This window comes from Caballeronia sp. SEWSISQ10-4 2 (assembly GCF_030464885.1).
In the GTDB taxonomy this organism is placed as follows: domain Bacteria; phylum Pseudomonadota; class Gammaproteobacteria; order Burkholderiales; family Burkholderiaceae; genus Caballeronia.
The window spans coordinates 1-22003 of the sequence record NZ_JALPRJ010000027.1 but is presented as its reverse complement, the minus strand read 5'-3'; the positions used below and the strand labels follow the sequence as shown (position 1 = coordinate 22003).

Annotated in this window: 17 protein-coding genes; 14 read left to right on the top strand and 3 right to left on the bottom strand. The window is 63.0% G+C overall.

All coding sequences use genetic code 11. From position 1 onward, the window contains the following. Positions 1-253: 253 nt before the first annotated feature. From M0D69_RS19340 to M0D69_RS19325, 4 genes are all read left to right on the top strand, one after another. Positions 254-853: a biliverdin-producing heme oxygenase gene (locus M0D69_RS19340; protein ID WP_301783559.1), complete on the top strand. Its 600-nt coding sequence runs from the start codon at positions 254-256 to the stop codon at positions 851-853. Next, positions 850-3210, top strand: coding sequence for an ATP-binding protein (locus M0D69_RS19335; RefSeq protein ID WP_301783558.1), 2361 nt, complete (start codon positions 850-852; stop codon positions 3208-3210). The genes M0D69_RS19340 and M0D69_RS19335 overlap by 4 nt, the downstream gene beginning before the upstream one ends. 60 nt (positions 3211-3270) lie before the next feature. After that, the gene (locus M0D69_RS19330) at positions 3271-3735 is read left to right on the top strand and encodes a response regulator (RefSeq protein WP_301783557.1); all 465 of its coding nucleotides are present in this window, start codon (positions 3271-3273) and stop codon (positions 3733-3735) included. Between the two features lie 136 nt (positions 3736-3871). Further along, positions 3872-5812 carry a response regulator gene (locus M0D69_RS19325; RefSeq protein WP_301783556.1) on the top strand — a complete coding sequence of 647 codons (1941 nt, stop codon included), beginning with the start codon at positions 3872-3874 and terminating at the stop codon, positions 5810-5812. Positions 5813-5849: 37 nt separating this feature from the next. Here the strand turns inward: M0D69_RS19325 and fetB are convergent, their stop codons facing one another. Further along, positions 5850-6662 (bottom strand): iron export ABC transporter permease subunit FetB, encoded by an 813-nt coding sequence (fetB, locus tag M0D69_RS19320; RefSeq protein WP_301783555.1) that lies wholly within the window; start codon positions 6660-6662, stop codon positions 5850-5852. Next, the gene (locus M0D69_RS19315; protein ID WP_301783554.1) at positions 6659-7339 is read right to left on the bottom strand and encodes an ATP-binding cassette domain-containing protein; all 681 of its coding nucleotides are present in this window, start codon (positions 7337-7339) and stop codon (positions 6659-6661) included. The genes fetB and M0D69_RS19315 overlap by 4 nt, the downstream gene beginning before the upstream one ends. Before the next feature lie 252 nt (positions 7340-7591). On the opposite strand from M0D69_RS19315, the gene M0D69_RS19310 reads away from it, so the two are divergent. The 10 genes from M0D69_RS19310 to M0D69_RS19265 all read left to right on the top strand — a co-directional run bounded on the left by M0D69_RS19310 (position 7592) and on the right by M0D69_RS19265 (position 21411). Continuing rightward, complete coding sequence (locus tag M0D69_RS19310; protein ID WP_301783553.1) at positions 7592-9976, top strand: AsmA family protein; 2385 nt, start codon at positions 7592-7594, stop codon at positions 9974-9976. 248 nt (positions 9977-10224) lie between these two features. Continuing rightward, positions 10225-10497: a helix-turn-helix domain-containing protein gene (locus tag M0D69_RS19305; protein WP_301783552.1), complete on the top strand. Its 273-nt coding sequence runs from the start codon at positions 10225-10227 to the stop codon at positions 10495-10497. Next, positions 10494-11771, top strand: coding sequence for a type II toxin-antitoxin system HipA family toxin (locus M0D69_RS19300; RefSeq protein ID WP_301783551.1), 1278 nt, complete (start codon positions 10494-10496; stop codon positions 11769-11771). Before M0D69_RS19305 ends, M0D69_RS19300 begins: the two co-directional genes overlap by 4 nt. 612 nt (positions 11772-12383) lie before the next feature. After that, positions 12384-13949, top strand: coding sequence for a methyl-accepting chemotaxis protein (locus M0D69_RS19295; protein ID WP_301783622.1), 1566 nt, complete (start codon positions 12384-12386; stop codon positions 13947-13949). Positions 13950-13988: 39 nt separating this feature from the next. Next, positions 13989-14456: a chemotaxis protein CheW gene (locus tag M0D69_RS19290; protein ID WP_301783550.1), complete on the top strand. Its 468-nt coding sequence runs from the start codon at positions 13989-13991 to the stop codon at positions 14454-14456. Beyond that, the gene (locus tag M0D69_RS19285) at positions 14453-16003 is read left to right on the top strand and encodes a protein-glutamate O-methyltransferase CheR (protein ID WP_301783549.1); all 1551 of its coding nucleotides are present in this window, start codon (positions 14453-14455) and stop codon (positions 16001-16003) included. Before M0D69_RS19290 ends, M0D69_RS19285 begins: the two co-directional genes overlap by 4 nt. Continuing rightward, positions 15996-16832, top strand: coding sequence for a chemotaxis protein CheW (locus M0D69_RS19280; RefSeq protein WP_301783548.1), 837 nt, complete (start codon positions 15996-15998; stop codon positions 16830-16832). The genes M0D69_RS19285 and M0D69_RS19280 overlap by 8 nt, the downstream gene beginning before the upstream one ends. After that, the gene (locus tag M0D69_RS19275; protein WP_301783547.1) at positions 16829-19204 is read left to right on the top strand and encodes a hybrid sensor histidine kinase/response regulator; all 2376 of its coding nucleotides are present in this window, start codon (positions 16829-16831) and stop codon (positions 19202-19204) included. The genes M0D69_RS19280 and M0D69_RS19275 overlap by 4 nt, the downstream gene beginning before the upstream one ends. A gap of 28 nt (positions 19205-19232) precedes the next feature. Beyond that, positions 19233-20249, top strand: a complete 1017-nt coding sequence (locus M0D69_RS19270) for a chemotaxis response regulator protein-glutamate methylesterase (protein WP_301783545.1) — start codon at positions 19233-19235, stop codon at positions 20247-20249. A 34-nt stretch (positions 20250-20283) separates the two neighbouring features. Then, positions 20284-21411, top strand: coding sequence for a diguanylate cyclase (locus M0D69_RS19265; RefSeq protein ID WP_301783544.1), 1128 nt, complete (start codon positions 20284-20286; stop codon positions 21409-21411). Between the two features lie 13 nt (positions 21412-21424). On the opposite strand, the gene M0D69_RS19260 is transcribed toward M0D69_RS19265, so the two are convergent. After that, complete coding sequence (locus tag M0D69_RS19260; protein ID WP_301783543.1) at positions 21425-21880, bottom strand: hypothetical protein; 456 nt, start codon at positions 21878-21880, stop codon at positions 21425-21427. Positions 21881-22003 lie beyond the last annotated feature (123 nt).

Sequence of the window (22003 nt, the reverse complement as noted above, 5' to 3'; positions counted from 1 at the left end):
CACTGCAGTTGTTTCTACCATTTTTGCGTGCGTGCCGGGCATACATCGGTAATCGATGCCGACTCGGCGCAGAGTTCGCGACGACGAGTCAGGCACGCTCGACGTCTCGCCCGGTCCATTTGACGTGCCGGCCCACGCCGCAGCCATCACGAACTGACGCAACGCCGCCCGCCCGGTCCGGTATCCGGTACTCAGCACCTGGCATTCGGGTCAACATCGCGGCACGCTCGCGCGGCAACCTATCGAACGGATCATGCAATACGATCTTATGTCCCGTCTGAAAACCGAAACAGCCGAGTGTCATGCACGGCTGGAAAACGCACTGGACCTCATGCGCACTGAGTGGCCGCGCGAGGATTACGTTGCATTGCTTGAAAGCTTTTATGGATACGTTGCACCTTGGGAGAACTCTGTTGCGGCGGCCATGCCTGCACCGCTGCGCGAGTTTTTCGAAGGACGGCGCAAGGCGTCGCTGCTTGCGTCGGATTTGACGTTTCTGACCGGGGACAACGCTCGCGCCAGCGCGGTGACAAAAGTTGAGCGCTTGCCGGCGATGGACAGCATCGGCCGCGTATTCGGTTCCATGTACGTGATGGAGGGCTCGACGCTCGGAGGGCGCTTTATCGCGCCGCACGTCGCGACATTGTTCGGTCTGCAAAGCGGCCGCGGCAACGCTTATTTCGAGGGCTACGGCTTACGCACGGGCAGCATGTGGAACGTCTTCCGCGAGACCGTGCGCGCGAACGTGCCGGCCGAGCAGGCCGACGTGGCAGTCGATGCCGCGATCGCCACGTTCGAGGGTTTGCACGACTGGCTCGGCAAGGTTCGCACAGGGTCAGGGGCAATGGCATGAGCAGTGAGTCAGAGCCGGTGTTACCGGCCGCGGATGCGGCGAACGCGCAATGCGACGCCGAGCCGATTCATATCCCCGGCGGCATCCAGCCGCACGGTTATCTGCTGTGCCTCTCCGGCACGCTCACCGTCCTTCAAGCCAGCGAGAACGTCGCGGCGCTTGTGGGCAGGCCAGTGGAGCAATTGCTGGGCGAGCCCGTAGACGTGCTGATTGGTAGCGCGGCTGCGGCACGGGTCGCACATGCCGCGGCCACGACCATGCTTGACGAAGCGCCGCTCTATATCGGCTCGGTGGCGAACCCGCTCTTCAGCCCGCGCGAAGCCCCGCAGGACCGCGCAGCCGCGACGATGGACGGCCCTGAACTCGACATCACGATGCACCGGCACGACGGCAACCTGATCGTCGAACTTGAAGTGACGTGGCATCCGAATGCGGACGTGTTTGCATCGATGTATCCGCTCGTGCGCACCTTCACGCGCAGTCTGCAGGACGTCGAGACTATAGTCGGACTCGCGGACCTCGCCGTGCGCGAAGTGCGCGCGATGACGGGTTTCGGCCGCGTGCTGCTCTACAAATTCGATGACGAGGGCCGCAGCCAGGTGCTGTCGGAGCATATAGAGGAGGGCTACGCGTCATTCCTGAACCAGTTGTTCCCCGCCTCCGACATCCCGCGCCAGGCCCGCGCGTTATACGTGAAACAGCGCGTGCGTCTCGTCGCGAATGTGGACGCGAAAGCCGCGCGGCTCGTGCCGCCAGTGAACCCCGCGACTGGCCGGCCGACCGACCTGACTTATGCCGCGCTGCGCAGCTTCTCGCCGATCCATCTCGAGTACATGCGCAACATGGGCATGTATGCGTCGATGTCGGTATCGCTGGTTGTGCGCGGGCAGCTCTGGGGCCTGATCTCGTGCCACGACCACGACGCGCGCCTCGTGCCGTTTGAAGTGCGCCTGGCGATCGAGCACCTCGGGCAGATCCTGTCGCTGCAGATCGAGGCGAAGGAGGAGCGCGCCGAGACCGCGTATCTGCTGGGCTTGCGGCGCACGATGTCACGCCTCATCGGCACCCTGGCCGAGCAGGATGACTATCTTGCCGGTCTCGAAGCCGCGCCCGCCGACTTGCTGTGTTTCGCCGGATCGACCGGTGCCGCGATCGTGGTCGAGGGGAAAGCCACGCTCGTCGGTTCTACGCCGGATCAGGACACTGTGCTTGCGCTCGCGCAGTGGCTTGCGTCGAGCACAATGGGCGTCTACGCGACCGATGCGCTGCCGGAAGTGTGGCCGCGTGCATCCCATCACACGGACACCGCGAGCGGCATCCTGGCCGTACCGATCTCGCAGATTTTCCGCAATTACGTGATCTGGTTCCGTCCCGAAACTACGCGCACGATCAAGTGGGCGGGCGAGCCGGTCAAGCGCGTGTCGAGCCAGGACGGCAGCGTCGCGCCGCGCCGCGACTTTGCCCCGTGGCTTGAAACCGTGCGCAACCGCTCGCTCCACTGGCGTCCGGTGGAACTGGAAATCGCGGGTGAATTTCGCTTGGGGCTGCTCAACATCGTGCTGCGCCGCGCGGAGGAACTGGCGGAACTCTCGAACGAACTGCGTCGCGCAAACAAGGAGCTCGAGGCGTTTTCGTACTCCGTTTCGCACGACTTGCGCGCGCCGCTGCGGCATATCGCCGGGTATGGCGATTTGCTGCGGGAGAACGAAGGGGAGAAGCTGTCTGAGCGCAGCAAGCGTTTTCTCAACAACATGCTCGATTCGGCGCGTTTCGCCGGCGTGCTGGTCGACGATCTGTTGACGTTTTCGCAAATGGGCCGCGCCGCGTTGCGCCCGGTGGTCGTCGATCTGAACCAGCTGGTGAGATCGGTCGCGCAGGAGTTCGGGGCCGAGACAGCGAACCGAAAGGTGGAATGGATCATCCCGGATCTGCCCAAAGTGACCGGCGATCCGGCGTTCCTGCAGATCGCGCTGCGCAATCTGCTCTCGAACGCGGTGAAATATACGCGGACACGTGAATCGGCGAAAATCGAGTTGTCGGTGAATTCGACGACAGACGAATACATCGTCAGCGTGCGGGACAATGGCGTTGGTTTCAATATGAAGTACGTGAACAAATTGTTCGGGGTGTTCCAGCGGCTGCATCGTGCGGAAGAGTTCGACGGCACCGGCATTGGCCTTGCGAACGTGCGCCGGATCATCGAGCGGCACGACGGCCGGACCTGGGCCGAAGGCCGCGAAGGCGAAGGCGCCGTGTTCCATTTTTCGCTGCCGAAAGTGTTCAGGGCCGACCCCGGACGCACTGAAACCGAAGCTGGCAAGCGGCGCAAACCGGAACTGCCGTCATCGTCGAGGTGAAGGTGCAATACTTGATCGATCGCCCCTGCCAACGTTTCTTTAAACCTGTCATTCAGGACTATGCTGAAACCCATTTTGCTTGTCGAAGACGATCCCAGCGATCTCGAACTGACACTCATGGCGCTCGACAAGAGCCAGCTTGCCAATGAAGTGATCGTGGCGCGCGACGGTCAGGAAGCGATCGACTATCTGCGGTGCGAAGGTAACTGGAGCGCACGCAATCCGGGTAATCCGGCAGTCATTTTGCTCGACCTGAAGCTGCCGAAAATAGACGGTCTCGAAGTGCTGGAAACCATCCGTTCCAGCGACACGCTGAAGTCGGCTCCGGTGGTCATGCTTACGTCGTCGCGCGAGGAGCAGGATCTTGTGCGCAGCTACGCGCTTGGCGTGAACGCTGATGTGGTGAAGCCGGTCGGGTTCAACGAATTTGTGGAAGCGATTGCCGATCTCGGCGTGTTCTGGGCCGTGCTGAACGAACCGCCGCCCGGTTCCACGCGTGTTCGCCGTCAACCGGCGTCGGAATGAATCTGGTGCACACTGTCTTCTTCATCCTGCACGGCGCTCGGTGTTCCGGTCCGGGCACGCTGGTCCATTCATTGTTTCGCCCGATGCGAGCCACCCGGCAGTATCGCGCGCGCCGGTTCGCCTGAGTGCCCAGACCATGCAGCCCTTGCATCTGCTTCTCGTAGAAGACAACGCGCTCGACGCGGAACTGACCTTGACCCAGTTGGAGCGCGCCGACTACAAAGTCGACGTGCAGATTGTCTACACGGAGCAGGGTTTCATCGCGGCGCTCGAGGCATCCGACTTCGATGTGATCCTCGCGGACTTCGTGATGCCGGTGTTTTCCGGCGTCGAAGCGCTGGCGATTGCCCGCGAGCGGGTGCCGCATACGCCGTTCATCTTCGTCTCGGGCGTGCTCGGCGAGGAGCACGCGGTGGACATGCTCAAGCGCGGCGCAACCGACTACGTCCTGAAGCAACGCTTGCAGCGGCTGCCCGCCGTCGTGCGGCGCGCGTTGACGGAAAGCACCGAGCGCCAGCAGCGCATTGCGGTCGAACGCGCGCTGCGGGAAACGGAAACGCACTTCCGCCTGCTGGTCGATGCGCTGAAGGATTACGCTGTCATCACGCTCGATCAGGAGGGCCGGATCCGGACGTGGAACGCGGCGTCGGAGCGGATTCTCGGGTTCGCGCCGCACGATGTGCTCGGCCAGTCCGCCGAGGTGTTCTACGGCCAGGAAGATCGCGACACCAATGTGTTTGCGAAGGAACTGGAAACGGCGCAGGTCGAAGGCAGTGCGAGCGACGACCGCTGGCTCTGGCGCAAGGACGGACGCTCGTTCTTCGCGTCGGGAGTGACGACGGCGATTCGCGCCGAGAACGGGGATCTGATCGGTTATTCGAAGATCATCCGCGATGTCACCGAAGAGCATATGGCCGCCGATGCCTTGCGCGTCGCGAAGGAGCAGGCCGAGACCGCGAACCGGGCGAAAGACCACTTCCTGGCGGTCCTTTCGCACGAGTTGCGCACGCCGCTTACGCCGATCGTCGCAGCCGTGCGTTTGCTCGAAATACGCCACGCGCTGCCCGCCGATGCGCAGGCCACGCTCGAACTGATCCGGCGCAATGTGGAGCTGGAGGCGCGCTTGATCGACGATTTGCTCGACCTGACCAGTATCGCGCGCGGCAAGCTTTCGCTGAATTTTGCGAACGTGGTGCTGGAGACGCTGATGTCGAGCGCGCTCGATATGTCGGAGTCCGATTTGCGCGGCAAGAGACTGACGCTGGAAACCACGTTGGGCGCCGCGTCCACGCTTGTTTTCGGCGATGCCGCGCGCTTGCAGCAGATCGTGTGGAACCTGGTGAAAAACGCGGTGAAGTTCACGCCGGCGGGGGGGCGTATCGCGGTGCGGACGTGGAATCCGGATGCGTCGACCATCGCGATTTCGGTGACCGATAGCGGTATCGGGATTAGTGCCGAAGCGTTGCCGCGGATTTTTTCGGCCTTCGAGCAAGCCGATGACTCCATTACGCGCGCGTTTGGCGGCTTGGGGCTGGGGTTGGCTATCGCCAGTACGCTTGCGATGAAGCACGGTGGAACGTTGACCGCCCAGAGCGAAGGGCGCGACAAGGGGGCACGGTTTACGCTGACGTTGCCGCTCGTCAAGGCGGCGACCGAAGACGAAACTTCGCCTCGCGCGGCTCAGGATCCGGATGAGATCGTGCGGTCGTTGAAGGTGCTGCTCGTCGAGGACAACGAATACACGTCGTCGGCCATGGCACAGGTGCTGGAGGTGCTCGGGCATCAGGTCGGGGTTGCCACGACCGTCGCCGAGGCGCTTGCTTTGGCCCGCAGCGAAGTGTTCGATCTTCTGGTCAGCGATATCGGTCTGCCCGATGGCAGCGGCCTCGACGTCGCCCGGGCGTGGACCGAGTTGCAGCCGGGAAAACCGTCGGTTGCCATTACCGGCTACGGCATGGACGAAGATATCCGCCGATGCCGCGATGCCGGGTTCATGGATCACCTCACCAAGCCGGTCAACTTCGCCCGGCTCGAATCGCTGATTCATGCTTTGGCGCGGCGGCCGGGCGGCGCTTGAGTTCGGGGACTCTATGGTCCCTTTGTCCCTCTTCGTTTCATCCGCGCTTGGGCTTCTCCCTCTCTATTAGCTTCGACGCCATGAACGTATGTTCCGGCGAGAACAACCGCCTGTAGGTCAATAACACCGCGCCCACGGTTCCGAGAGCCGAGGCGGCGGCGATGAAAAACATGATCACGATCTGATAGCGAACCGCCTGCAGCGGCGACTGACCCGCTAACACCTGGCCCGTCATCATTCCCGGCAGACTCACCAGTCCCACTACCGTCATCTGGTTCAACGTCGGGATCATTCCCGCTCGCACCGCCTGCCGCGCCGGTCGTTGCGCCGCTTCCCACCGTGTAGCGCCCAGCGCCAGCGACATCTCCACCGCACCTCGTCCCGCCGTCAGTTCCTCGGTCATCCGCTCGATGCCCAGCGATACACCCGTTAGCGTGTTGCCGAGGATCATCCCAAGAATCGGTATCGCGTATTGAGGTTCGTACCAGGGATGAATCCGGATCACGACGAACAATCCCACTGCGGCCACCAGCCACGAACTCACCCAGATAGACACGACACTATCCACGCGCTGCCCGACGTACGTACGCCGCCCGCGGTTCGATGCCGACAGTCCCGCTATCAGTGTCATCAACGCCATCAACGGCACTACGACGTACCAGCGGTCAAACCGGAAGACCCATCCAAGCACATAACCGATCACGAGCAACTGCACGACACTGCGCGCCGCCGCCCAGACCAGCTTGCGTTCCAGGTCGAGCTTCAACGCAACCGACAACACTCCGTTCACCAGGATCAACGCCGCCGCAATGGCGATGTCGAGCAGACTCAGGCTCTGATAGCCGCTCATGACAAAGTCCCCGCAGTCATGACGAGCTGACGGTCGCCCACGCGTTTGGCTTGTGCCGGATCGTGCGACACCCAGATGCTGGCGCGTTCGCCATGGCCATCGGCGAACCAGGCGCTCACGAGCGCTTCTATTTCCAGCGCCGAAGCAGGATCGAGCGATGCAGTCGGTTCGTCGAGAAGCAGGACGTCGGGGTCCACTTGCAACACGCGGATCAACGCGGCAATCTGCGCTTCGCCACCCGATAGCTCGCTGGCGCGCTTGTCGAGGAAATCGGTGTCGCGGCCTGCCCGGCGCGCCAGCTCCACCACACGCTCACGATCGAAGCGCACGTCGCGATACACCTTCAGCGAAAACGGATAACGCAGGTTGTCTTCCACGCTGCCATCGAGCATGGCCGGGCGTTGCGCAATATAGGCAACCTGCCGCCGGTAAGCCGGGATTCCCCCCCGCGCGATAGCCCGTCCACGCCACTGGATGACACCGCCGTCGACGGGATCGAGCAGCGCAAGCGCACGCAGGAACACGCTCTTGCCCGATCCCGATGGTCCCGTGATAACCGCGCGCTGAGCACCGGATAAAATAAACGTGGTCGGGTGCAGCAAGCTCGTGTTGCGCACGGGATCGTGGCGCGTGAGGGCAGTGGCGCGAATCAGCGGCGTGTCGGCGAGTGTGGACATGGCGAAGACATGCTCGGGGAATGATCTCGGAGCGCAATCATAAATCACCCGTCCTTACGCGATGCTTGGGACTTAGCTGCGCGTGTTTGTGCGTGTGTTTTGGATCGCGCTTTCTAAACGTCGCGAGCGGTGGGTTCATCCGGTCTCGCCGGTATGCGGACCTGGCCGGTATCATCCGCCAGGCACGGGGTGTGCTGCGCGTGTCAATCAAGAAAAACTCAAGACAAACTCAAGAATAACGATGGAGCCTTTATGGCGCTTGGCCGGAAAATCGGAAAAATAGTCGCCTGGATCATTGCGGTTCTGATCGTCCTGATCGCTGTGCTGGTGATCGTGTTTCTCGCCTTCGACTGGAACCGGGCCCGCCCCTGGGTCGACGATAAAGTCTCGCAGGCGATAGGGCGGCAGTTCCAGATTACCGGCGACCTGAAGGTCGGCTGGCAACGGCCGTCCGGTGAAACCGGCTGGCGCCGCTGGGTTCCCTGGCCGCGTTTTTCGGCCGAAAAAATCACGGTGGCAAACCCTGACTGGACCAAACAGAAATTTTTCGCGACCCTCGACGAGATCGATTTCCAGGTCGAGATCCTGCCGCTGCTCGCGCGCAACATTGTGATTCCATCGATCAACCTGGTGAATCCATCGGTTGATCTGGAACGCCTCAAGGACAACCGCAACAGCTGGACGTTCAAGTTCCAGCAGTCGACGCAACCGTCGGCCTGGAATCTTCAACTGCATGACATCGGCCTGAACAATGGCACCATCGCCTACGCCGACGAGATCACGAAAGCGGACATGCAAGCCGTCGTGACCACGCTCGGCCAGATGATTCCCATCGGCGATGTCATGAAGCAGCAAGAAGCGGCATCGCAGAAATCGTCGGCCCAGATGGTCGGCAAGAGCGGCGCGAACAAGCTGAACCAGCAAGTCGATAAAGCCGCGGCATCGGAAGCCGCGGCCGCATCCGCTGCGTCGGCGGCGGCCGCCGCGAATGCCAGCGCGCCGAACCCGGCGAGCGTCTCCGCAAACACCAGCATCACCACCAAGGACGGGCCTAAGCCAACCGTGCCACCTTATGGCATCGGCTGGTCGGTGAAGGGCAAATACAACAATGTGGCGGTGTCCGGCGACGGCAAGGTGGGCGGCGTGCTCGCGCTGCAGGACGCCATGCGCCCGTTCCCCGTGCAGGCGGATGTTCGTATCGGCGATACGCATATAGCGTTTGTGGGAACCGTGACGGACCCCGCGCATCTCGCGGCGCTCGATTTGCGCCTGTGGCTGCAGGGCGTGAGCTTCGAGCATCTGTATCCGATCGTCGGGGTGCCGCTGCCGTCGACGCCGCCGTATGCAACGGAAGGGCGGCTCGTCGGCCAGTTCAAGGCGGGCGGCAACGTCTTCAGGTATGAAAACTTCACCGGGCGCGTGGGCGGCAGCGACCTGAACGGATCGCTGACGTTCGTGGGGCGCGAGCCGCGGCCGTTGTTGTCTGGCGAACTGGTTTCGAACCTGCTGCAGTTCTCCGATCTCGCTCCGGTCATCGGCGCCGATTCGAACGCCAGCAAAGCCAAGCGCGGCGACACGGAGAAACAGCCGTCGTCGAAGGCGCTGCCGGCTGAGGAGTTCAAGACGGATCGCTGGAAGACAATCGATGCCGACGTGAAGTTCACCGGCCGCAAGATCATCAAGGACCCGGCGCTGCCTATCACCAACCTCTACACGCACCTGATGATGAAGGACGGCGTGCTGTCGTTCGAACCGTTGTCGTTCGGCGTGGCGGGCGGAACGCTGTCGTCGAACATTCATCTCGACGGCAGCACGGAGCCGCTCCAGGGCCGTTTTTCGACATCGGCGCGGCATCTTAAGCTCAAGGAGTTGCTGCCGACCGTCAAGACGATGCAGACCGCGTTGGGTGAAGTGAACGGGGATGCGGCGTTATCGGCGACGGGCAATTCGCCGGCCGCACTCGCCGGAACGATGAACGGCGAGATCAAGGCACTGATCACCGACGGCGCCGTCAGCCGGCTGTATATGGAAGCGGCTGGGCTGAACGTGGCGAACGCGGTCTACGAAAAGCTCTTCGGCAAACGCGATGTGAAGATCAATTGCGCGGCCGCGGATTTCGTGGCGACCAACGGCGTGCTCGAATCGCGCGTGTTCGCCCTCGATACCGACGACGCCGTGATCAACATGGACGGCACCGTGAATCTCAAGACCGAAGAGATGGACCTGAATATTCATCCGCACACCAAGGGTTTCCGGGTGTTCTCGCTGCGCTCGCCGCTGTATGTGAAGGGGACGTTCAAGGACCCGCATGTGGGCGTGAGCGCCGGCGCGCTGGCCGCGCGTGGCGCGGCGGCGGTCGGGCTCGGGTTGCTCAACCCGTTTGCCGCGCTGATTCCGTTGATCGCGCCGAGTAACAACAAACCGCTGCCGTGCACGCAGATGCTCGCCGACATGCGTACCGCACCGAGCGCACCGCCGCCCGGGCAGAAGGAAAAGGCCAAGGGTGCGCCGGGGTATATGGAACCAGGTGTGGCGAATCCGGCGGCTGCGTCGTCTTCGTCATCCAGTGGCGCCAAGGGCCGGGCCCGGCCGGCAGCATCCGCCCCGGCCGGTGCGGCGCTCTATCGCGGGAGCTGATAATGGCGTCGAGATTGCCATCCGTCTATGTTTGCAAGAAGCCCCGCGAAGCGGGGCTTCTTGCATTGGGCCACCAAATCTACACATTCATTTCAGTAAAAATGCGCATTTTGGCGCGCATTTTTAACAATTCAGTATAATTTGCGTACAATAGTGCTCAATCATGAAGGTATATAAACCATGCTTGTCACAGCAAAAAATGCGCATAATAATACGCAAAATTTGAAAATAGATTATATTTACGCATCATGACGCGCAAATATACCGACCCCATCAGCAATTTCGAACGTCTGGCAGCGGAACTCCGCTCGCTCCGGCGCGAACGCCGTATGAGTCAACAAACGCTGGCTGATCGTGCGGGTGTCTCCCGGCGCACAATCACCAATGCGGAAGGCGGGCAGAACGTCGGAGTTCACGAGCTTTGCCGGATCGCCAACGCGCTCGGCTACGACCTCACGTTGCGTCCGAAAGACACGGTGGTCTTCGAAGACCTGGACTTCTTCTTCAGGGAGGAAGAATGAGCACGCCGTCATCGCTTAAACCTGCGCCGCCGTTCGACCTGGAAAAGCTCTTCGACAAAATCCGCCAGCTCGACGTCCACACACCTCAGGGCATAGCGGGTTTGCTGGCCAAGGAAAGCACCTTCGTCTTCAATTACGGCGATGTCGAGCCGGACGCGGCTGTGTCGCTCACCATGCCTGTGCGGCGCAAGAGCTATAGCAGCGGCGCGCTGATGAACATATTCGCGATGAATCGCCCGGAAGGTTATCTGCGATACATCATCGAAGAAAAACTGGCGCGTTTCGGCACCCCGAGCGACATGTTCCTGCTGTTCCTCGCCGGGCGAAACCAGATCGGCAGACTCACCTACGCGCTGCACGGCGAGACGGTGCCCGAAGGCGAGGGTGAGCGCCTGGACGAGCTGCTGTCGTCGCCATCGGGACAATTGTTCGAGCGGCTGGTGAGCAAATATGCGCTGGGTTCGGGCATTTCGGGCGTGCAGCCGAAGACGGTGGTGCCGCTGGTTTCCGATGCTTCCACAAGCGTAACCACGCTCGACGCGCATGCGGCCTTGCCGCTCACCACGGTCATCGTGAAGGCTGAGGGCGACGACTATGCAGGGGTCGCGCGCAACGAATTCCTGTGCATGTCGGTGGCGCGCGAGGCGGGTTTCGAAGTACCGGATTTCTGGCTCTCCAACGACGGCCTGCTGTTCGTCATGGCGCGCTTCGATCGTGCGCCGGACGGCACGGCGCTCGGCTTCGAGGACATGAGCGTGCTGACCGGAAACGACAAATACCGCGGCAGTTACGAAATGATCGCGCGGGCGGTGGAGGTCTACACAGGCGCCGATTTCCGCGCGCAATCGATCCGGTTGTTCGAGCGCGTCGCGCTGTCGTGCTTTCTTCGCGACGGCGACGCGCACATGAAGAATATCGGCATTGTCTATGCCGATCCCACCGGGCCGCGTCGCTTGGCGCCCATCTACGATGTCGTCTGCACGGGCGTCTATTCGTTGCTCGACGGCCGGATGGCGCTGAACCTGAATAAATCGAAAGTCTTTCCCGTTCCCGCACAGCTCGTGGCGTACGGCGAACGCCTGGGCCTGAAACGCGCCGAGGCGGAAGCGATCCTGCTGCGTATCGACCGGGCATTCGAGACCATCGCTGAGCGCCTTAGCCACGACGATCGATATAGAGCCGACGATCTGCTCACACAGATTCGAGACGTGATCCGCCGCACGGGCGCGATCCCCGTCGCGCGGGCGAAGCGGCCGGCATTCCGCCTGCCCTGAAACCTTGGCGTCAACAAGACGCCTTTGAGTCACGGGTATTAAACCGTGCTGCGTCAGTGACTTAAGCGTTCAGCCCCGTGCTTATAACAACCCTGCCCACAATTCCCGGGGATAAGTCGCCGGTCGTTGCAGGACCCGCGCCGCGGCCAAATGGCCCGTTGTGCGTGGTTCAAATCGAATCGATTCAGAACTACGCTTATTTATCAAAGACTTGCAAACTTAACCTCACGCTTGTCCACAGATCCTTCAACAGTTTGTGTGCACAACTTCTTGCGATAAAACCATCGAATGGACACGCCCGGCGCACTTTGAAGCGATGCCTGAAAACCGTTTGCGTTCAACGCGTTCGGGTGTTTGTCAGAAGGTTGTCAACAGGGTGTTCCCCAGTTTCTGTGCACAACTTGGCTGCCTGTTGCAGCTCGCCTAGTAGCTAAAAGACAAACGCTCGCATTTATCCGCAAACCGTTTCGTTTTCCGTCTTAAAATTGCGCCGCACCCTGCTCGATCCGTGCGCTGTGCACCGATGTCCACCCTTACTGAAAAGGTTCATGCGTGAAGCAGTTGACCATACGAAATCGAATTCTTGCCAGCTTTGGCGTGATCCTGGCGCTGATGCTGGTGATGGCCGTGTGCTCATACATCCTGCTCGGCGCCATCGACCGGGACGCGCGCAGCCAGGAAGAGGATTCGTCCCCGGGCGTGTATCTCGCGACGACCATCCGTGCAGCGTGGTTCGAGAACTACACGGTGACACAGCGGCTTATTTTCATCGATAACGCGCCTGACCAGGTTCAGCGCGACACGCAGCGCATCGCGGAAACCCGCGAATCGCTCGACAAGCTGATCGACCAATACGCGGCCACGGTCTTTGAAGACACCGACCGCCGTCTCTTCACCGATTTCAAGCAGCAGCGCTCCCTCTACGCGCCGGTCCAGGCGCAGATCATGGCCGATTTGCCGGCGTCGAAAGAGGCTGCCGCAGCGGTCTTCAACACCCAGCTCACGCCGGTCTGGGAAACGGGCCGGACCGTGGTGAGGGCGCTCGTCGAGCACAACAACGATCAGCAGACGGCCTCGTCGAAGAGCATTCGCGAGTCTGTCAGCAAGGCTGAGATCACGTTGCTGGTGATCCTGGTGGCGACCATCCTGACGGCGGCCTGGGCCGGTTTCCTTCTGCTAAGAGCGATCACCGTGCCAATGGAGCGGCTAGTGGAAGTGGTGGACGCAATGCGCACCGGCGACCTCTCGCAGCGCCTGCGTCTCGAGCGCGGGGATGAATTCGGCGCGCTCGGAGCAGGATTCAACCGTATGACTGACGAACTGACCGGTCTTGTCGGACAGGCCCAGAAGTCGGCGGTGCAGGTCACCACATCGGTGGCGGAAATTGCCGCAACCGCTCGCGAACAGCAGGCCACGGCCAGCGAAACCGCTGCGACGACGACCGAAATCGGCGCGACGTCGCGGGAGATTTTTGCGACATCCCGCGATCTCGTGCGCACGATGAACGAAGTGTCCGGCGTGGCCGAGCAATCGGCGCTGCTGGCCGGCACGGGTCAGTTGGGCCTCACGCGGATGGAGGACACCATGCGGCTCGTGATGGAGGCGGCCGGATCGGTGAACGGCAAGCTTGCGATCCTCAACGAGCGCGCGAGCAACATCAACCAGGTGGTGGCCACCATCACGAAAGTCGCCGACCAGACCAACCTGCTGTCGCTGAACGCGGCGATCGAGGCCGAAAAAGCGGGCGAATACGGGCGCGGTTTCGCGGTGGTCGCGACCGAGATCCGGCGTCTCGCCGACCAGACGGCGGTGGCGACTTTCGATATCGAACAGATGGTGAAGGAGATCCAGTCGGCGGTGGCGGCGGGCGTAATGGGCATGGACAAGTTCTCCGAGGAAGTCCGGCGCGGCATGACGGACGTGCAGCAGGTCGGCGGACAGTTGTCGCAGATCATCCAGCAGGTGCAAACGCTCGCGCCGCGGTTCGTGATGGTCAATGAAGGGATGCAGACGCAGGCGACCGGCGCCGACCAGATCACGCAGGCGCTCGCCCAATTGTCCGAAGCCGCGCAGCAGACGGCCGAGTCGCTGCGCCAGTCGACGCAAGCTATCGACGACCTGACGCACACCGCCAATGGCCTGCGTACCGGTGTGTCACGCTTTAAGGTGGCGACGTGACCCGCGCGCTTTCTGATCGTTTGTCCGGCTGCTGAGACCATGCTCTTCGTCCAGTTCACGCTCGATAACGACCGCTACGTGATCGACAGTTCCCAGGTCGAGCGAATGCTTTCGCTTGTGCCGCTGAAGGCGATGCCCGGCGTGCCGGAGTGGGTCGCGGGCGTGCTGGAGTACGAAGGTTTGCCGGTGCCGGTCATCGATCTGGCCGCACTCGCACTCGGCCGGCGTTCGCACGAACGTCTCTCCACGCGCCTGGCGCTGGTGTATTACCCGCATGACAGCATCACGGGCGTCGAGTACCGGCGCCTCGGCATCCTGCTCGAGCGCGCCACGCGCATGCTAACGCTCGATAGCGCCGCGTTCCGGCACGCGGGCGTTGAAGCGCCGGACGCGCGTTATCTCGGGCCGCTTGCACGCGACGAGCAAGGCCTCGTTCAATGGGTGCGCATCGAACATCTGTTGCCGGAACATGTGCAGGCGCAACTCTTCACGCAGAGTGAAGCATGAAGCGCGCTTTCATCTCCGATCAGGCCCGCCGCGCCGCCGACGCATTTCACAAGATCCAGGAGATCTATGAGAGCCGTCGCGAGCCGCTCCCACATGCGCAGGTCGCGCAGTTCGCCGCGCTGTTGCAGCGCACGATCGGTCTGGATCCAGCGTCTATTGGCGAGAAAGGGATCGAACGCGTGGTCTCCGAGCGGTTTGCCGCGTGGCGTGCGGCCGGTGCCGACGGTCTGGATCCGTCGCGGGCGAGCATCGAAGCGTTCTGGCTCGTGGTGAATAGCGTGCCGGCGCAATTGCAGGCCTTGATCGAGGCGGCGGTCGTACCGGAGACGTGGTTTTTCCGCGATGCCGAAGCGTTCAGCGCGCTGGTCGGACTGGCGCGCGTCCGGTTGCTCGACCAGCCGTTCAAGCCGGTGCGGATCCTGAGCATGCCGTGTTCGACGGGTGAGGAGGCCTACACCATCGCGATGGCCATGCTCGAAGCGGGTATTGCGCCGGAGCGTTTTTCCATCGATGCAATCGACATCAGCGGCCGCGCGCTCGAGATCGCCGGTCGTGCGCATTACGGCGGCAACGCGTTCCGCAGCCGCGCGCTCAGCTTTCGCGAGCGTTTTTTTGCGCCGGTTGGCGAGCAATGGCGGCTTTTGCCTGTGGTGTCGGAGCGCGTGCGGTTTCGCCAGGCGAATCTGCTGACACTCGATCCCCAGACGCTCGAACCCTTCGATTTCGTTTTCTGCCGCAACGTGCTGATCTACTTTGACCGACAGACGCAGCATACGGCGATGCGGGTACTCGACAATTTGCTTGCGCCCGGCGGGATGCTGTTCGTTGGACCGGCCGAGACCGGGCTGATGATGCGCGAAGGCATGGCGTCGGCGAAGCTGCCGCTGGCGTTCGCGTTCACACGGCCCGAGGGCGGACTGGCGGGCGGTGCGTTGCCGGGGTTTGCTGGCGGGCGCGGACGGGGCGAGCATGTTCTGGGAGACCGGTCGCGTGCGCTGTTCGCGGCCATCGCCAGCGCTGAAAGGGCAATGGAGCTGGCGACGCGTGCAACAACGTCAAAGGTGCCGGTTGCCGGATTGAGCCGGGCCGTGGCCACTGTGTTCGGTCAACGCACCGGGTCAGGCGCGCATGCGAACGATGCACACGGGCGCTCGTTCTCATCCGGCTCGTCTGTTGCGACTGCGCCGCGAGCAACCTCCGACATAGCGATGACGAATGCCGGGCCTGCCGCTAAACCGGACCTGCTCAAACAGGCCCATGCGCTCGCCGACACCGGCGCTTTGCTCGAAGCCGCCAACATGACGCGCGGGTATCTTGAGGCGCATCCAACCAGCGCCGACGCTTACTACTTGCTCGGGGTGATCGCAGATGCTCAGGGCGAGCAAACCGAGGCGAGAGGTTTTTACAAGCGTGCGCTGTACCTGGATCCGGAGCATGGTGAAGCGCTGACGCATCTCGCAGCCGTGCTTGGGCTGGAAGGCGATCGGACGGGCGCGCAATTGCTGCTGGCGCGTGCCGAGCGAGTATCGGGAGGCCGCCATGAGTGATCCGCGCGACCAACAAGACGCTCCTCTTGAGCTTCATGAAACTGCCGAGCGGCTTGAAGCAGCGTTGGCTCCGGCTGAGCGGTTGCCCTTGCCCTTGCTTGACACGGCTATCGATGACTGCTGGAACCGCATCGGCGTTCGGGGCGATGGTTCTTGTCCGCGTCTGGCGGGTTACATCCATTGCCGGAATTGTCCTGTACACGATGCCGCCGCGGCGCGCGTGCTGGATCGTGACCAAGCCGCTGATTCCTCCATCGAGCGCGAGGGGGTGCATCGGCCGACGACGCAGTCGCTGAGCGAATACGCTGCCGGGCAAGCGGATGCCACGTCGTGGCTCGTATTTCGTATCGGCGATGAGTGGCTGGGTTTGCCCACGGCGATCTTTCAACAAGTCGCGCAGTTGCGGCCGATTCACTCGCTTCCGCACCGGCGCCATCGGGCGGTGCTCGGCGTGGTGAACGTGCGCGGGACCTTGCTTGTGTGTGCGTCGCTCGCGCGCTTGTTCGGGATCGCATCGGAGGTCGGGCAGGATGGCCGGCGACCGGGCACGCAGCAAGGCGTCGATGCCCGGGATCTCGCGCGCCTGCTGGTCGTCGAGCCGGGCGGCGAGCAGGGTCAGCGGGGTGATCTCGGCAATCCGATCGTGTTCCCCGTCGATGCGGTCGATGGCGTGCATCGTTTCGCGCGCGCCGATTTCCAGGCAGTGCCGGCGACGGTCGCCAGCATGTCGGCGTCGCACGCCGTGGCCGTGACGGCGTGGAAGGGCGTGACGGTGGGCCTGCTGGACGCGGCCAAACTTTTCGAGACCTTGAACCGGAGCCTCACATGAGCGGTGCTGAAACAGGCCAGGGGCCAAGCCGCGGCCAGCCGTCGCTCATCGACTTGTTTCGCGAGGAAGCGCGTGCGCAGGGGCAGATTCTTAGCGACGGCCTGCTCGCGCTCGAACGCGCGCCGCGCGATCCGGTGACGCTCGAGGCCTGCATGCGCGCGGCGCATTCGCTGAAGGGCGCAGCGCGGATTGTCGGTGTGCCGGCCGGCGTGAGCCTCGCGCATGTGATGGAGGACTGCTTCGTCGGCGCGCAGCAAGGGCGCGTGAGCGTCGATGCCGCCATGATCGACGTGCTGCTGAGCGGCGTCGATCTGATCGTGCAGATTGGTCATGCTTCCGGCGACGAAACGGTGTCGCAGACGAACGTGGATGCGTTCGTCGACCAGTTGAACGCGCGCATGAACGGCGTGGCCGCGCCTTCATCTGCATCTTTTTTTGAAGCACCGAAGGCAGATGCCGACTTTGATTTATCGGCTGAATTAACACTCGCCGCGCCGGTTGAGGAAACCGCCGAAGTCACGGAAACCTTGGAGTCCACCCACCAGCCTGTCCGCTCCGCCGAACTGCGCGAGCCGGCCCGCATGCTGCGCGTGCGTGCCGATACGCTTGACCGCTTGCTGAGCCATTCGGGTGAATCGCTGGTTGAATCGCGCTGGCTCAAACCGTTCGCGCAATCCATGTTGCGCGTGAAGCGCATCCAGCGCGACGCAAGCCGGGCGCTCGACTTCTTGCACGAATCGCTGACCGAAGCGGCTACCTCGGCTTCGACCTCGGCCCCGACTTCAATGGCCGCCCCGACCGCGGCACTCGATTCCCGCACGCTGGACGCGCTCGATGAAGTTCGCCGTCTGAATGCTGAAGCGCACCGTCAGCTTGGCGAGCGCCTGGCCGAACTGGAAAACTACGACCGGCGCTCGACGCACCTGTCGCAGCAACTCTACGACGAAGCGCTCGAGTGCCGGATGCGGCCGTTCGTTGACGCCACCGGCGGTTTTGCGCGCATGGTCCGCGACGTCGCGCGTTCGCTCGATAAACAAGTGCGGTTCGTCATTGTCGGTGAATCGACGGGGGTGGACCGCGACATCCTCGACTTGCTCGAAGCGCCGCTCGGCCATCTGTTGCGTAACGCCGTCGATCACGGTATCGAAGCGCCGTCGCTGCGCCTGGCGCTCGGCAAACCGCCTGAAGGCACGATCACGCTGGAAGCACGCCATAGCGCGGGTTCGCTCTTCATCAGCGTGAGCGACGACGGCGGCGGCGTGGACCTCCCCGCGTTGCGCCGCGCCATCGTCCAGAAACGCCTGGCCAATGAGGCCACCGCCGCGCGTCTTTCGGATGCCGAACTACTTGAATTCCTGTTCCTGCCGGGCTTCTCCATGCGCGACACCGTCACCGACGTCTCAGGCCGCGGCGTCGGCCTGGATGCCGTGCAGGACGTCGTGCGCCAGGTACGCGGCAGTCTGCGAGTCACACAGGAAGCGCTCGCCGGCACGCGTTTCGTCATGCAGTTGCCGCTGACGCTCTCCGTGATCCGAAGCCTGATCGTGGAAGTCGACGGCGAGCCGTACGGCCTGCCGCTCGCGCATGTCACGCGTACGCTGGTGCTGCCGCGGCCATCGATCGATCTGCTCGAAGGGCATCAGCATTTCGCGTTCGAAGGCCGGCGGTTAGGCATTATCACCGCGCATCAGATTCTCCGCTCGGGCACCTTCGAAACCGTCAGCGACACGCTTAACGTCGTCGTGATCGGGCAGGGGGCGGTGAGCTACGGCGTGGTGGTCGACCGCTTTCTCGGCGAGCGCATGCTGGTCGTGCAGCCGCTCGATAAACGTCTTGGCAAGGTGCCGAACATCGCGGCGGGCGCGTTGATGGAAAACGGCGATCCGCTGCTGATCGCGGATCTCGACGACTGGCTGCGCGCGGTCGAAAAGCTGGTTGTCGACGGCGAACTCGGGCGTGTCTCGCAGGGCGCGGCGCGTGTGGTCGCCACCCCGAAAAAACGCGTGCTGGTGGTGGACGACTCGCTGACCGTGCGCGAACTCGAACGCAAATTGCTGGCCGGGCGCGGTTACGACGTGACGATTGCGGTCGACGGCATGGATGGCTGGAACGCGGTGCGCAGCGATCGCTTCGATCTCGTGATCACGGATATCGACATGCCGCGCCTCGACGGCATCGAACTGGTCACGCTGATCCGGCGCGATCCGCATCTGCGCGAGACACCGGTGATGATCGTGTCGTACAAGGATCGGGCGGAGGACCGCCAGCGGGGACTGGATGCCGGCGCGGACTACTATCTGGCGAAGGGCAGCTTCCACGACCAGACCTTGCTCGATGCAGTGCGCGACCTGATCGGCGAGGCGCAGTCGTGAGAGACCACTAAAAAGAGAGAGACGAGCGATGAAGATCGGGATCGTGAACGATATGCCGTTGGCAGTGGATGCCTTGCGCGGGGCGCTGGCGACCCGGCGCGACTTCGAGGTGATCTGGGTGGCGACCGACGGCGCGCAGGCGGTCGACTACTGCACGGCGCAGAAACCCGACGTCGTGCTGATGGATCTCGTGATGCCGCACATGGACGGCACGGAGGCCACGCGGCGGATCATGCGCGAGACGCCGTGCGCAATCCTGATCGTGACGGTGGACGTGGGGGCGAACGCGTGGCGCGTCTATGAGGCGATGGGTGCAGGCGCGCTGGATGCCGTCGATACCCCTGTGCTCTCGGGCCCCGACGCGAAGCGCGGGATCGCGGCGTTGATCGCCAAGATCGACCAGATTGGCGCCCAGCAGGTGACGAAAGCCGCCGCGAATCCGGTCGCGGCGGCACCGCGTATCACCTCCGACACCGACCTGCTGGCGATTGGCGCGTCGGCGGGCGGTCCTAGCGCGCTGGCGACGCTGCTGGCCGCGCTGCCGGCTGACTTCGCACCGGCCACGGTGATCGTCCAGCACGTGGATCAGGCGTTTGCGCTCGGCATGGCCGACTGGCTCAACGAACAGTCGGCGCTGCCCGTGCGCGTGGCTCGCGAGGGCGACCGGCCCGTGCCTGGCTGCGTGCTGCTCGCCGCGACCAACGATCACCTGCATTTCTTCGGCGGCGGCAATCGGCTCGCCTACACGAAAGAGCCGCTGGCGACGCCATACCGGCCGTCCATCGACGTATTTTTCCAGAGCGTAGTTGCGCGCTGGAGCGGCAATGCCGTCGGCGTGCTGCTGACCGGCATGGGCCGCGACGGCGCAGCGGGCCTCGCCGCCATGCGCGCCAAGGGTTATTACACGATCGCGCAGGACGAAGCGACATGCGCCGTTTATGGCATGCCGAAAGCGGCCGCCGCGCTCAATGCGGCGGTGGCTATCCTGCCGCTCCCGAATATCGCGAATGCCTTGCAGAAGGCGTTCGCATCGTCGCGCAAATGAGGCGCTCGAACTCGATACAGAACAGGATTCAGCCATGGAACATCGAAATGCAGATCCGCTGGCCGAGCGCGCACGACGCGCTCAGGCCAGTTCGGAAGCCAATCCGGAAAGCCCGGCCGATCCTCTCGATGCCGCCGCCGAGGACCGTTCGGCCGCCGACCTGCTCGCCGATGCGCTGAACGCACCTAGCGCGGCCGAGAGCCCGGTCATGGTGCTGCTCGTCGACGATCAGACGATCGTGGCTGAAGCGGTGCGCCGCGCGCTGGTGGATCAGCCGCGGCTGGATTTCCACTACTGTGCGAATCCCGAGGACGCATTGCGGGTCGCCCAGACCACGCGGCCGACCGTAATCCTGCAGGATCTGGTCATGCCCGGCGTGGACGGGCTGACGCTGGTGCGCCAATACCGCGAGCACGAGTCGACGCGCGATATTCCGATCATCGTGTTGTCGACGAAGGAAGAGCCGCGCATCAAGAGCGCAGCGTTTGCCGCGGGCGCTAACGACTATCTGGTAAAGTTGCCGGACAGCATCGAATTGATCGCGCGGATTCGCTATCACTCGCGCTCGTATCTGAACTTGCTGCAGCGTGACGAGGCGTACCGCGCATTGCGGCAGTCGCAGCAGAAACTGCTCGAAACCAATCTGGAACTGCAGCGCCTGACGAATTCGGACGGGCTGACGGGTTTATCGAACCGTCGCTGTCTCGACGACTACATGAACGCCGAGTGGAAACGCGCTGCACGCGACCAGTCGCAGCTCGGCTTCCTGATGATCGATGTGGATAACTTCAAGTCGTACAACGACACGTACGGCCACGTCGCCGGCGACGACGTGCTGAAGCTCGTCGCGCGCGCGATTGAATCGAGCCTGAACCGTCCCGCCGATCTCGCCGCGCGTTTCGGCGGCGAGGAATTTGCGGTAGTGCTGCCGTCCACGTCGGCGGGCGGCTTGCGTCTGCTCGGCGAAAAGATCCGCATGGCGGTCGAGGCGCTGGCCGTCCCGCACACGGGTTCAGCCAGCGAACGGGTGACGATCAGCGTAGGCGGCGTCATGCAGGTGCCACAGCCAAGCGAAGAGGTTAAACAGTTGATCGAAGCCGCCGATCTTGCTTTGTATCGGGCGAAGCGTGACGGGCGCAATCGGGTGGAAGTCGCCAACTGAACTGGCTGGCCGATTAAAACCGGACGGTTGCGCCCAGGCTTGGGCCGCTCATGCGAACGGTCTGCATGAGTTGATCGTTGGATCCGTGGAACGCCAGGTAGCGATATGCGAGACTGACGTCGGCCCATTTCATGACATAACCTACGCCCGTCATGGCCTGCCACGTCACCTTCGACGAGCCCGTGCCGGCATCCGGATAAAACGGCACATACCAGCGGCCGTCTTGCGTCATCGCGATCCGGCCGTGCACGCCGGCGAATCCGTTCACGATGTCCGCGCTCTGCGAGGTATGCGCGCCGCGCGTACCGCCGCCGGGCAGCTCGAAGCTCGCATCGAGCGTTCCATTAGCGCCGAGATAACGCAGGCCGCCGATTACATCGACGATTGCCCGCGGCCGGCGAAGGACCGTGAAACCGCCGCCCAATTCGACTATCGCGCCGCGCACGGCGGTTTCGGCGCTGCGCTGCACGCCGGCGGCGGTTCCGCTCGCCGCATTATCAGGTTGCGCGAAAGACCTCGGCCTTCAGGCCGGAGATGGACAGCGCGCCAGATGATTGCCTGAGTGGCTTAGGAACACTTATACATGTATGTA

Bases quoted from the DNA above. Each gene is read 5' to 3' on its own strand.
- M0D69_RS19275 (WP_301783547.1), top strand. From the start codon at position 16,829: ATGAGCGGTGCTGAAACAGGCCAGGGGCCAAGCCGCGGCCAGCCGTCG.
- M0D69_RS19300 (WP_301783551.1), top strand. From the start codon at position 10,494: ATGAGCACGCCGTCATCGCTTAAACCTGCGCCGCCGTTCGACCTGGAA.
- M0D69_RS19330 (WP_301783557.1), top strand. From the start codon at position 3,271: ATGCTGAAACCCATTTTGCTTGTCGAAGACGATCCCAGCGATCTCGAA.
- M0D69_RS19290 (WP_301783550.1), top strand. From the start codon at position 13,989: ATGCTCTTCGTCCAGTTCACGCTCGATAACGACCGCTACGTGATCGAC.
- fetB (WP_301783555.1), bottom strand. From the start codon at position 6,662: ATGAGCGGCTATCAGAGCCTGAGTCTGCTCGACATCGCCATTGCGGCG.
- M0D69_RS19340 (WP_301783559.1), top strand. From the start codon at position 254: ATGCAATACGATCTTATGTCCCGTCTGAAAACCGAAACAGCCGAGTGT.
- M0D69_RS19325 (WP_301783556.1), top strand. From the start codon at position 3,872: ATGCAGCCCTTGCATCTGCTTCTCGTAGAAGACAACGCGCTCGACGCG.
- M0D69_RS19285 (WP_301783549.1), top strand. From the start codon at position 14,453: ATGAAGCGCGCTTTCATCTCCGATCAGGCCCGCCGCGCCGCCGACGCA.
- M0D69_RS19335 (WP_301783558.1), top strand. From the start codon at position 850: ATGAGCAGTGAGTCAGAGCCGGTGTTACCGGCCGCGGATGCGGCGAAC.
- M0D69_RS19295 (WP_301783622.1), top strand. From the start codon at position 12,384: ATGCTGGTGATGGCCGTGTGCTCATACATCCTGCTCGGCGCCATCGAC.
- M0D69_RS19305 (WP_301783552.1), top strand. From the start codon at position 10,225: ATGACGCGCAAATATACCGACCCCATCAGCAATTTCGAACGTCTGGCA.
- M0D69_RS19270 (WP_301783545.1), top strand. From the start codon at position 19,233: ATGAAGATCGGGATCGTGAACGATATGCCGTTGGCAGTGGATGCCTTG.
- M0D69_RS19265 (WP_301783544.1), top strand. From the start codon at position 20,284: ATGGAACATCGAAATGCAGATCCGCTGGCCGAGCGCGCACGACGCGCT.
- M0D69_RS19280 (WP_301783548.1), top strand. From the start codon at position 15,996: ATGAGTGATCCGCGCGACCAACAAGACGCTCCTCTTGAGCTTCATGAA.
- M0D69_RS19315 (WP_301783554.1), bottom strand. From the start codon at position 7,339: ATGTCCACACTCGCCGACACGCCGCTGATTCGCGCCACTGCCCTCACG.
- M0D69_RS19310 (WP_301783553.1), top strand. From the start codon at position 7,592: ATGGCGCTTGGCCGGAAAATCGGAAAAATAGTCGCCTGGATCATTGCG.